Below are 10,985 nucleotides of genomic sequence, written 5' to 3'. Positions count from 1 at the left end.
GATGGTCTCGGCCGGCGGGGCGGGCGGCGGCGGGGCCACCGGCTGCGCCTGCTCGACGGCCGGCGCGGGCGCGGGAGCCTTCACGCTGGGCACGATCGCGGCCTCCGCCGGGGCGGGCCGCTGATCGGCGGTGGGCCGGATGCTCACGGCCAGCGACAGCACGAGCGCGACCACGCCGACCACGAAGATCGACGCCAGCGCGCTGCCGACCAGCAGGAAGGGCTTGCGGTTCTCGTCGTCCGCGGGAGCGGGGGCGGCGGGTGAGCCGGTGAGCGCGACCGGCGCGACCGCACCGTCGCCGCCCACGGGCGCCATCTGGGTGGCGGCCGCGGCGAATGCGGCATACGAGCTGCCCGCGGTGGTTCCGCCGTCGGGATCCTGCGAGTAGGCCAGGCCGACGGTCGAGGCCTCCATGGCCGGGGCCTGCGCGGAGGCCAGCGCGGCGCCGCGCGCCAGGGCGAGTTCGGGTTCGTCGGGCGCATGCACCGGGATGGACAGCAGCCGGCCGAGGTGGGCCTTGACCTCGGTGACGTCGACGCCGGAGCCGACGACGAACATGCCCTGCGGCGGGGCGTCGTGGGCCTCGACGGCGGCGGCCATCTCGGCCAGCACGGCCATCGCGTCGGTGCTGTGCAGGCTACGGCTGAGGACCTTGACCACCGAACCGTCGTCGGTCTGCACCACCGACAGGGTGGCGGTGTCGCGGTCGATGAAGAACAGCGCGGTGGTGGCGTAGCCGACGGCGCGGCCGATGGCCTGGGCCAGCGACGAGGCGGCGTGGCCTTCGGAGACGAGCATGACGTCCTCGATGCCGCGCGCGGTCAGTGCGTCGCGCAGGGCGGCGGCCTCGGCGTGGTCACTCCACGCGACGCCGACCGACTTGAGGTGATGGCCGCCTGCGGCGGCGCTCTCCTGTGTGCCCAGCACCGCAGCGATGACCTGTTCGGCCGCGCTGGAGTTTGCCGAGCCCTCGACGGCGGTGATGTCGAAGACGTCGTGATCGACGGTGACACCGTCGGCATTCTCGCCTTCGACCAGCACCATGCGGACCGTCGCAGGTGTCATCGATACACCGAGTACGATGTCCACCAAGCCCTCCAAAACGTTTGCTATGAAAGTTATCGGGTGGCGGCGCGCCCGTTCCGTGCGAGCCGACAACTAGTAGTTCATCGCCTCGACCTGCGCGGTTGTTACACCGTTGGAGCGTTAGCTGATCACCCGGAAGTCGTGGCCGGCTCGCAACGGGTCCCCGAGCCCGTCACACCACCGAGAAACTCTACTCGGCGGCGAACAAGGTCGACAGGCTCCGCGCGCCGCGTCCACAGTCACGGGCGTCGCTGGAGCCACGCCAGTCGCTGGCGTCACGCGTGTCGCATCAGCTCAGTTTGATGAAATTCTGGTACGAGCGCGACGGGGTGGGTCCGCGCTGACCCTGGTACTTCGAACCCGCCTGGGCGCTGCCGTAGGGGTGTTCGGCCGGGCTGGTCAGGCGCAGCAGGCACAGCTGGCCGATCTTCATCCCCGGCCACAGCGTGATCGGCAGGTTGGCGACATTGGACAGCTCGAGCGTGATGTGACCGGAGAAGCCGGGGTCGATGAACCCGGCGGTCGAGTGGGTCAAGAGGCCGAGGCGGCCCAGCGACGACTTGCCCTCCAGGCGGCCGGCCAGATCCTCCGGCAGCGTGCACAGCTCCAAGGTCGAACCGAGCACGAACTCACCGGGATGCAGCACGAACGGCTCCCCCGGCTTCGGCTCGACCAGGCTGGTCAAGTCGTCCTGACGCTGCGCGGGGTCGATGTGGGTGTAGCGGGTGTTGTTGAAGACCCGGAACAGCGAGTCCAGGCGGACGTCGATGCTCGACGGCTGCACCAGCGAGTCGTCGAACGGGTCGAGCCCCAGCCGTCCCGCGGCGATCTCGGCGCGGATGTCTCGATCGGAGAGCAGCACGCGGATGAGCGTATCGGCTGCCGGATGCTAACCTGCGTAGTCACCAGCGCAGGCTGGCCGCGCCGATGTAGTTCAATGGCAGAACATCAGCTTCCCAAGCTGAATACGCGGGTTCGATTCCCGTCATCGGCTCTCATGCTCTACCGGCGCCTTCCGCACCATAGCCCCCTCGGCGAGGCGCTCGGTCCCTCGTCAGCTACGCCGGTCCGGCAACGCGTCTGAGTGTCACACCTAGTCCACCGCGCCGACGAGACTTGCGGTCGCCGGCGCCTTCTCTATGCGGGCAGGCACATGTTTGTGCCACGGCGTCCCGGCGTAGGCGTCCCGCCAGGCACTCGACGTCAGCGCATTGGGCGCCACACCGGGAATCTGTGTCCCGCCGGCGCCGTCGGCGAAGTCCAGGCCGTAGCCGTTGGGCAGCGACGCGTGCCCGGGCAGCATCGCGTCGTTGATCTCGACCGTCGCCTCGGCGGTGCCCGCCGCGGTCGTGATCCGCGCACGATCACCGTCGGCCAAGCCGAGCACCTCGGCGTCCGACGGACTGACCCGCAGCGCCCCGTCGAGATCCCGCTTACGCCATGACGGATCCCGGATGATGTCGTTGGCGGTGTAGGCGCGCCGCTCACCGGCGGACAACACGATCGGGAACTCGGCACTCGTGAGCATGGCCGGCGCGTCGGCCAGTGCGCGGGTGTCGGCGAGCATCTCCGGAATCTCGATCGCGATCCTGTGGTCCTGGTGCGTGATCAGCGCGAAGTCGTCCTCGTACTCATGGACGGTGAACGTCACCCCCGAGCGGCCGTCGAGAATCGCGGAGAACAGCGCGTTACCGTCTGCGTGCCCGGCCCGGTGCATCGCGTCGGGGTATGTCATCGCGACCTTCTGTGCCAGACCCCACAGCGCCGCAGCACCCGAAAGCCCTTCGGGCAACGTTGGTCCCAGGGTCTCGTACAACACGAACGGCAGCACCCTGCCCAGGCCCGGGTTGGCTCCGACCGCGGCCAGGAACGCCTCGGTGAATGCGGGCAGGCCCTGCGCGGCGGCCCGCCGTAGCGGCTCGAGTTCGGCGTCGTCGACGATGCCGAGCGCGCGCATCAGCCGGGCCCAGATCTCGGGCTCGGGCAGCGTGCCGGGCAGCGGATCGAACAGTGGGTGCCGCAGATGGAATGTGTTGTGCGGGAACTCGAGATTGAAGAACGTCGCCTCAACCTTCTCGAACTGGGTCGCGGCGGGAAGCACGTAGTGCGCCCGCCGGGCCGTCTCCGTCATCGCGACGTCGATCACGACGAGGAGTTCGAGTTCGCCGAGTGCCCGTCGCACGGCGCCGGAGTCGGCGACCGAATGCGCCGGGTTGCTGCTTTCGACGATCATCGCCCGGAATCGGTCGGGATGGTCGGTGAGGATCTCCTCGGGCACCACGTTGCTCGGCATCAGCCCGCCGATGATCGGCGCGCCGGTCACCGGGGTGCGGCCGACACCGCCGGGCCGGAAGAGCGGCGCGAATGACGAATGCAAGTGCTGGCCACCCCGTTTGGCGAAGTTCCCGGTCAGAATCCACAACAACTTGTTCAGGTACGAGCACAGTGTGCTGTTGAGGGACTGCTGGACGCCGAGATCCTCGAAGACCGCGACGCTGTCCGCGGCGGCGGTCCGGCGGGCCGCGGCGCGGATCAAGCCCTCGTCGACGCCGCAGCGACGCGAGTACTCGCCGACGGCCACGTCGGCCAGCACCGCACGGACGGCGTCGGCGCCGTTGACATGCTCGGCGAGGAAGGTCTCGTCGCAGAGGTTCTCCTGCACCAGCACGCCGGCAAGCGCCGCCAGACACCAGGCGTCCGATCCCGGACGCACGCGCAGGTGGAAGTCCGCCATCTTGGCGGTGTCGGTGATGACGGGATCGATGACGATCATCGACCGCTGCGGATCTTTCGCGATCTCGTTGAGCACGACGCGCGCCCGTGGGAAACTCTGGGACATCCACGGGTTCTTGCCGACGAACACCGACACCTCGGCGTGCTCGAACTCACCGCGGGTGTGGTTGCCGTAGAGCTGCGCGTCGATCCAGTGCTCACCGGTCTTCTCCTGTGCCAAGGCATTCGAGCGGTGATAGGAGCCCAGCGCCTTGAGGAACGCGCCGCTGTACGCCCCGCCGAGGTGGTTGCCCTGCCCACCGCCGCCGTAGTACAGGATCTTGTCGCCGCCGTAGGCGGTGGCGATCGCATCGAATCCGGCAGCGACCTCGGAGATCGCGGTGTCCCAGTCGATCTCCTCGTAGGAACCGTCGGGGCGGCGTCGCATCGGAGAGGTGAGCCGGTTGCGGTTGTTCTGGTAGTGGTCGAGTTGTAGTGCCTTATTGCAGGTGTATCCACCCGAGGCCGGATGGTTCTTGTCGCCACGGATGCGCGCAAGCTTGCGGTCCTGCACCTGCACGACGATGCCGCAGTTGCACTCGCACAGGATGCATGCGGTGGGTTGCCAATCGGCGGCCTGTTCGGTCATCGCGATGCTCGCTTTCCTGTGGCTGGGCGGATCTGGGCGCCAATCAGCAAACGCAGTTGTGCCTGAACAAGATGGAGCGGCTCGAGATCACGCGCAGCGCGGGCGACGACGATGGCACCCTCGAAAGAGGTCAGGACCAGCATCGCCAGCGCCGCGGCCTGGTCTTCACCGACCCCGTCGGCGATCAAGCGCTGCTCGATCACGTCGCGCCAGCGGGCGAACGCCGCCGCAGCACGGTCGATCACGGCGCTCGACTGCTCAGGTTTGGCTGGGTCGCCTGATTCGACGGCGACGGCGACCACCGGGCATCCGGCACGGAAGTCGCTGCGCTGCAACTGCTTCTTGTATCCGTCGAACAGTCCGTCGAGGACCTCGAGGCTGGACGGCGCGTCCGCGAGCCGCTTGGCCATGAACTCCGCGGCGTAGTCGACGGCTTCGCAGAGCAGCTGCGTGCGACCCCCGGGGAAGTAGTGATAGGCCGATCCCCGAGGCGCCCCGCTGTGCTCGAGGACGTCGGCGATCGCCGTCGGGTGCGCGCCGCGTTCGCGGATCAGCAGCGCGGCTGACACGACCATCCGCTCACGTGGACTCGTCACCACGTGACTCCCTCCGCCCTATGTATATCACCCTACATAATCCTGGGTGCCCAGGGAACCCCGTCGTGGGATTCCGGCGCTGTATCCAGTGCCGTCAGCGGTGATCTAGACGAGACGATCGTGCGCACCGGCGATTGAGTGTGCGCGGGACCCATCGGCCGTCGAGCGGCCACTTATCGCGCGCTTCAGCGCGTTGTGCGTGTCATAACCGGCCACTCGGCGTGAGCGCCTCGAAGTAGGGCTTCATCGACGGGAAGTAGTCACCGAAGTCCGGCAGCGGCGCCTGATCCCGCGCCGCCACCAGGTTGTCGAGGTAGTACTCCCAGCCGGGGCCGACCTCGCCCACCCCGTCCAGGTCGGTCAGCCGTTGGGTCAGCCGCAGTTCGGTGGCGTCGCCGGACGGCTCGACCACCAGCGCCAGACGCCATTCACCCATGTCGTCAGTCATCGTCAGCGCCAGATGCCGCGGCGGGTCGCAGGCGTCGATCCGCATCTCACACCACGGCGTCCCCTCCTCGAACGCCATCTGCACCTCGATGGTCGCCCCGATCGCGCCCTCGCCCCGCCAGGTCCCGAACCACTGCGCGGTCCGTTCGGGGTCGGTCACGCTCGCCCAGACGTCGTCGGGACAGGCGTGAAAGGTGCGCGTGAACGTGAGGTCGTAGCCCGCCGGCGTCGCGACCAGCCGGGCGGTCGGTGACTGTGCTTCCACGCCTGTCGTCCCTTCCGGGCTCCTACGGCGCCGGCGGCGGCGCGGTCACTGTCACCGTCGACGTGCTGATCGTGGTGCTGGTGGTCGTGCTCGTGACGACACTGGTCGAGGTGCTCGGTTCGACCGTCGTGGTCGGCGGTGTACTGGTCTCGGTGATCGTCACCGTCGAGGTCTCGGTCTCGGTCGGCGCCTGAGTCGTCGCCGGTGCCGTCGTCGCCGTTGGGGTGATCGGGGTCAGTGTGGTCGTCGGAGCGTCCTCCGTCCCGCCCGACGACGAACCGAAAACGGCCCACACCAGCAATGCCAGGAGCAGCATCGCCAGCGCCCCCGCGGCGAACATCGCCGCCGGCGTCCGGTACCACGGCACGCGCTCCTCCGGTGGCGGACCGGGCGGTGGGCGCCGGCCGCCATAGCCCCCCGGAGAGTCAGAGTAGTAGCCGCGGTCGTCCGGGGGGCCGATGTTGGACATGGCCTAGAAGACCCGGATCCAGTCGACGAGCATTTCCGCCGGGTAGTTGCCTCCGGCCGGCTCGCGGCCGCCGGAGCCGCCGACGGCGATGTTGAAGACCGGCGCCATCGTGTATCCGGGATCGTTGAACGGCCACTCCGGCAGTGCGCTCGCCGGCGCCGTGAAGAACGGCTCCATACCGGGGTAGTAGTCCTTCCAGAAGTACATGCCGCTCGGCTGCCAGGTCATCCGCCAGGTGTGCCAGTCGCCGTCGACCGGGTGTTTGTGGGTCACGAACTGAGTGCCGTCCAACCGTGCGTGCACGGTGCTGCCCGACGGCCAGTCCCGGTTGCCGTACCACTCCACGATGTCCACTTCGCCGCCGCGCACGGGACTGTCGTTGATCAACCAGAACGCCGGCCACGCACCGTCGGTCAGACAGTTGAGCTTCATGCGGGCTTCCCATGTCGTCCCCACGCCGCCGCGCCAGTTGCCGATGATCTTCGCGCTGGCGTACTTCTCCTGGATGTTCGCGCCCGGACCGCGGGTGGCCCGGATGACCAGGTTGCCCATCCCATCCTGGAAGACGTGCTCCTGGTCGGTGACATAGCGCCCCATGTTGAAGGGCTTGTCCCATTCGACGGGGTTCCGGATGGTCTCCCGCGCCGGGACGATGTACCAGGACCCGGGATCCGGCGGCGCACCCGCCGGCCCGTTGAACTCGTCGGCGAACAGCAGGCCGGGTGCGGGCTGCGCGGCGGCCGGGGGAAGTCCCAGCTCACCCGGTCCGGGCGGCGGCCCGGGCGGGGCATCGCCGATCACCGGCTGAGCTCCGGCCTTCGGAAGGGGCAGTGCGGCAGCCGCCACACCGACCCCGAACATCATCATTGCGCTGCGACGGTCCATAGATGGCACCCTCAGACCGTAGACGGGATGGACGCCGTTTCGGGTGCCAAACGCGCCGATGCCTTTCGTTGGAGAAGTTGGCACCCCCATGTGGCCGGTTGTATGCCGATTCAACAATCGGCCGCAGCTCGGCGTCCTCGATCGCCTTCGCCTCGTTCGACGTCCATTGCTGAGTCAGCAGCGGCAGCGGATACGTCGACCGCCGCCCGGTGGGTCACTCGACCTCACCTGCCGGCGGCCGCGTGGACTCAGTACCAGTGGAAAAGCTCAACGGCGGGTGAGCGCCTACACCTGCACCGACTGTCCGAGCAGTGGACGCAGGTCGGTCTGCATCAGCCGCACGTTGTACGGGCCCCACTGCGAGAGGTTCCAGTACAGGTAGTACGGCTCCCCCTCCGCCTGATCGGTACCGGACCACGGGTGGATCATCGGCGCGTAGAGCTGCGGGTAGTCGGCCGACGTCGCGACCGTGATCGGGCTCGACCATCCGCCCTGCGGGGTGTCCGACGTGCGCATCACCACGCGTCCCGACGGCTCGGTGTACATCACCACGTATTTGCCGAGGTACTCGTTGTACTGCACCGACATCTCGCTGACATCGCCGCGCGGGATGATCACCGGAATCCCGAACAGGCCCAGCACATTGTTGGCGAGGCTGATCAGGCCGAGGTTGTCGGCGAAGCGGATGATCTCGCCGAGGAACCCACTGCCACCGGCCTGACCGAAGATCGGCCGCGCCGCCGACGGCCGGCCCTGCACCCAGTCCGACCCGTTCCAGTATTCGTAGCGGCTCAGGTTCAGCACGTCGCCCTCGGCCACCCGCGAGACGTAGGCCGGGCCGAAGCGGCCCGCCGGGGTGCCGTAGGAGTACACGTAGCCGTCGTAGGCCTCCTCGCCGTTCTCGTCGAGGGTCACCCCGCGCACGAACGCGCCCATCTGGAAATTCTCGTTACCCGAGATGAACGAGTGCCCGAACGTCCGCAGGAAACCGGCCGAGCGGATCGTGTCCTCCTCGATCTTCCACGTCTCACCGTTGTCGTCGGAGTACGCGATCGCCGAGTAGTTCGTGGTCCACATCCCCGCCGGGCCCCAGTTCCGCACCGACATGACGTTCATGTACTGCCGCGCACCGAGTTCATTGTCGTAGGGCACCGACACCCCGGCGGTCGGGATGATCGTCACCTCACTGCCGAAGAACGACGGGATGCCGAAAAGACCGATGGTGCCGGGGATTCCGCGCACGATCTGCTTCGAGATGAACCGCCCGTTCTCGATGTATCCGGGCGAGCCGGCGAAGGGGTTGCCCGCCTGCGGCGCCAGCACTTCGAGGCCATCGCCGAGCGCGGCGTCGATGCTGCGGAACAGCACGTTGTTGCGCCACAGCCCGGTCATGCCCGGCGCGCTGAACGTATCGCCGAATGCGATCAGCACCTGCCGCTGCGTACCACCCAGGCCGTTGTCCCACATGATGCCGAGGTCGGTGCCGTTGATGTAGAAGCGGGCGTCGGTGTAGTTGATCGGCCCGGGGCCGGTGACCCATCCGTTGGACTGCGTGACATCGGTGAGGTCGTCGACGGTGACGGCCGCGGCCGGCACCACCGACGCCGCCTGCGGTTCCAGCACCGGCGCGGCGACGGGGGCGGGGTTGCCGGTCTGCACCAGCCGGGTCAGCCCGGTCACCATGCGGTCGAATTCGCGGCGTGCCGCGGCCAGCAGCGTCCACAGGGCCGGCGGCGCGGCCGGCGTCCCGGGCATACCGGAGGCCAGCGGCCCCAGGCCGACCGCCGCGAGGAGGCCCGACACCAGCGTCTGCACGGTCGGCCGCGCCGGCGCCTCGGGAATGGAGGCGGCCGCCACGGCGATCGCGTCGGTGTCGTCGCTGCCGGAGTCGGAGCCGGCGAGCGCACGCCGCACCGTCGGCGGCTCGGCGTCATCCTCGACGGGCCTCGGGGTGTCGGCGACGGGGCCGACGTCACCGTCGACGATCGTGCCCACCTCATCCTCGTCAGTGACCGCAGGGACGGTGGGCTCAGCGGCTTCGGTGGGCTCGGGCTCGTGGTCGTCCGTGCGATCCGGCGTCGTGGTCACCGGCAGCGTGGCCGGCTCGGCCACGTCGCCGGGCTGCTCGTCGGAGGGCGCCTGGTCGACGGGCTGCCCGGGCTCCTCGGCGACGGGCTCTCCGGCGGTCGGCTCCTCGTCGACGGGCTCTTCGGCGACAGGTTCTTCCTCGACGTCGTCCTCATCGTCCGCGGGCTCGACCTCGTCGGCGTCCTCGACCTCGTCCGCGGGCTGGGCCTCGTCGGTGTCATCGGTGCCCACATCGCCGGCCGAGTCCGCGGTCCCCGCCGACGGTGCGCCCGCCTCGCGGTCGGCAGCCGGACCGGTGTTCGCGGACGACTCCGATGACGACCCACCCGACGGCGATCCCGCGCCCGTCTCGGCCCAGGCCACACCGTGTCCGGTGACCACCGCGGCACCGACGCCCAGCGCCACGGCCAGACTGCCGACTCGACCCACGTAGGCCGCTGCACCCATCCGATTCCCCCTCGTAGACAACCGCTCCCGACGTCCGCGGGGCGTGATCGGTGCGGCGGCGTCCCTTGAGAGCGCAAACACGCACCAGCCAGTACGTCGCCGTCGAAGGGCGAGGTGTTAGCAGACTTATGGTGGCGAACGATCGGCGGCTACGTCAATTTGCCACGCCGGGCCGCGGGGTCAGCGGAAGTAGACCTCGTCACCGGACGGATAACCGCCGCCGGTGGTGGTGATGTGGACGTGGTCACCGTGGTCGGAGACGCCGCCGCCGGTGGCACGGGCCCCGTTGGGTGTGTAGTACACCCCGCGCCAGATCGCGTCCTGCATGCCGAACCGCTCCGCGTTCTTGAGCACGTAGGCGACGATCTGGTTGCCCAGCGCGATGCCGGCGGCGCTGTTCGGATTCGGGATCATCACGTCGAGCGCGAGACCGTTGGGGTGCCACCGCAGCGGATCGGCACGGACGCCGCCGATCTGCTGGATCTCGGGGAACACGACGCTGATGTTGCGGGCGGTGAGGATGGTCTTGACCTGGAGTCCCCGCTCCGGGGCGATACCGGCGGGCAGCGCCTGGTGAACCGGGCTCGGCGCGGCAGCGCGCCAGTTCGCCACGGACACTAACTGGCCGGACGCGACGTTGAGGTCGGCGCGGGCACTGGCGCGCGAAGCCGGCATGATCTCGAGGCAGCACGGCGGCGCCTCTTCGACGACCGGCGGCGCAACGGGTGCCGCGACGGGAACGAGCTCGTCGGTATCGGCGTCGCGGTGCACGTCGGCGCCGGCGGCCAGGACCACCGCGGCCGGTGCGGCAAGCGCGGCCAGCACGAGCGACGACGACCGGCGGCGTCGCTCGGTGGCTATCGAATGCCTACCCACGACACAGCAGCATACGGGTACTTATGGTCAATTGTCACGAAACGATCACGGTCCGGTGACGGAGACGCCACGGCCGGCGGCCGAAACTGAGGTTGTGCAGGCGAAACGTGCTCAGACACCTGCACGACCTCAGTGTCGGCGCGAGACGGATCAGCGACCCCAGATGTCCGGCACCACGTCAATGGACTTCCAGTGGCCCGGGGGCACATTGCCCACGAACTTCTTGGCCTGCCCCGGCGGCAGGCCGACGACATGCCCGACGTGGCCGGGCGGTACGCCCAGGTGCACATCGACGTCCGGGATCACCGGCACCGGCACCCACAGGTCGTCCGCCTGCGCCGTGCCCGCGCCCAATCCGAGTGCCGCGGCGCCCAGGGCACCGGCCAGTGTGGCCGTGATTCCGATTTTCTTGAGCTGCATCGTGCATCCTCTCTTGCGCGTATCGGCTCGAAAGAGCCCGTCACG

At 68.9% G+C, this 10,985-nt stretch carries 10 protein-coding genes and 1 tRNA gene; 2 read left to right on the top strand and 9 right to left on the bottom strand.

Going from position 1 to position 10,985, the window contains the following annotated elements:
- Both E4P42_RS22835 and dcd read right to left on the bottom strand, forming a co-directional pair.
- Positions 1 to 1,089 (bottom strand): hypothetical protein (locus E4P42_RS22835; RefSeq protein ID WP_209305853.1); only part of this gene is annotated, 1,089 nt, incomplete at its 3' end.
- A gap of 286 nt (positions 1,090 to 1,375) precedes the next feature.
- Positions 1,376 to 1,948: a dCTP deaminase gene (gene dcd, locus E4P42_RS22830; protein WP_135128387.1), complete on the bottom strand. Its 573-nt coding sequence runs from the start codon at positions 1,946 to 1,948 to the stop codon at positions 1,376 to 1,378.
- A 61-nt stretch (positions 1,949 to 2,009) separates the two neighbouring features.
- Here dcd and E4P42_RS22825 point away from each other — a divergent pair.
- Positions 2,010 to 2,080: transfer RNA gene (locus tag E4P42_RS22825), tRNA-Gly, on the top strand.
- Positions 2,081 to 2,179: 99 nt separating this feature from the next.
- Here the strand turns inward: E4P42_RS22825 and E4P42_RS22820 are convergent.
- From E4P42_RS22820 to E4P42_RS22810, 3 genes are all read right to left on the bottom strand, one after another.
- Entirely contained in the window at positions 2,180 to 4,447 is a 2,268-nt protein-coding gene (locus tag E4P42_RS22820) for a molybdopterin-dependent oxidoreductase (protein WP_135128386.1), read from the bottom strand.
- Positions 4,444 to 5,043 (bottom strand): TetR/AcrR family transcriptional regulator, encoded by a 600-nt coding sequence (locus E4P42_RS22815; RefSeq protein WP_135128385.1) that lies wholly within the window; start codon positions 5,041 to 5,043, stop codon positions 4,444 to 4,446. The genes E4P42_RS22820 and E4P42_RS22815 overlap by 4 nt, the downstream gene beginning before the upstream one ends.
- Before the next feature lie 202 nt (positions 5,044 to 5,245).
- On the bottom strand, positions 5,246 to 5,755 hold the full coding sequence (locus tag E4P42_RS22810; protein WP_135128384.1) for an SRPBCC family protein: 510 nt from the start codon (positions 5,753 to 5,755) through the stop codon (positions 5,246 to 5,248).
- Here E4P42_RS22810 and E4P42_RS22805 point away from each other — a divergent pair.
- Positions 5,740 to 5,949, top strand: a complete 210-nt coding sequence (locus tag E4P42_RS22805; RefSeq protein ID WP_135128383.1) for a hypothetical protein — start codon at positions 5,740 to 5,742, stop codon at positions 5,947 to 5,949. The genes E4P42_RS22810 and E4P42_RS22805 overlap by 16 nt on opposite strands.
- Before the next feature lie 278 nt (positions 5,950 to 6,227).
- Here E4P42_RS22805 and E4P42_RS22800 read toward each other — a convergent pair whose 3' ends face one another.
- The 4 genes from E4P42_RS22800 to E4P42_RS22780 all read right to left on the bottom strand — a co-directional run bounded on the left by E4P42_RS22800 (position 6,228) and on the right by E4P42_RS22780 (position 10,940).
- Positions 6,228 to 7,109 (bottom strand): family 16 glycosylhydrolase, encoded by an 882-nt coding sequence (locus tag E4P42_RS22800; RefSeq protein ID WP_135128382.1) that lies wholly within the window; start codon positions 7,107 to 7,109, stop codon positions 6,228 to 6,230.
- 285 nt (positions 7,110 to 7,394) lie between these two features.
- Complete coding sequence (locus tag E4P42_RS22790) at positions 7,395 to 9,644, bottom strand: DUF4185 domain-containing protein (protein WP_135128381.1); 2,250 nt, start codon at positions 9,642 to 9,644, stop codon at positions 7,395 to 7,397.
- Positions 9,645 to 9,824: 180 nt separating this feature from the next.
- Positions 9,825 to 10,520: a hypothetical protein gene (locus E4P42_RS22785; protein ID WP_209305852.1), complete on the bottom strand. Its 696-nt coding sequence runs from the start codon at positions 10,518 to 10,520 to the stop codon at positions 9,825 to 9,827.
- 150 nt (positions 10,521 to 10,670) lie between these two features.
- Positions 10,671 to 10,940 carry a hypothetical protein gene (locus tag E4P42_RS22780; protein ID WP_135128380.1) on the bottom strand — a complete coding sequence of 90 codons (270 nt, stop codon included), beginning with the start codon at positions 10,938 to 10,940 and terminating at the stop codon, positions 10,671 to 10,673.
- Positions 10,941 to 10,985 lie beyond the last annotated feature (45 nt).

The organism is Mycobacterium sp. PS03-16 (genome assembly GCF_004570325.1).
Classification (GTDB): Bacteria; Actinomycetota; Actinomycetes; order Mycobacteriales; family Mycobacteriaceae; genus Mycobacterium.
The sequence above is the reverse complement of the archived record's forward strand: the minus strand, read 5'-3'. Positions and strand labels throughout refer to the sequence as shown.

Coding starts and splice junctions, on each gene's coding strand:
- E4P42_RS22800 (WP_135128382.1), bottom strand. CDS start 7,109: ATGGACCGTCGCAGCGCAATGATGATGTTCGGGGTCGGTGTGGCGGCT.
- E4P42_RS22790 (WP_135128381.1), bottom strand. CDS start 9,644: ATGGGTGCAGCGGCCTACGTGGGTCGAGTCGGCAGTCTGGCCGTGGCG.
- E4P42_RS22780 (WP_135128380.1), bottom strand. CDS start 10,940: ATGCAGCTCAAGAAAATCGGAATCACGGCCACACTGGCCGGTGCCCTG.
- E4P42_RS22820 (WP_135128386.1), bottom strand. CDS start 4,447: ATGACCGAACAGGCCGCCGATTGGCAACCCACCGCATGCATCCTGTGC.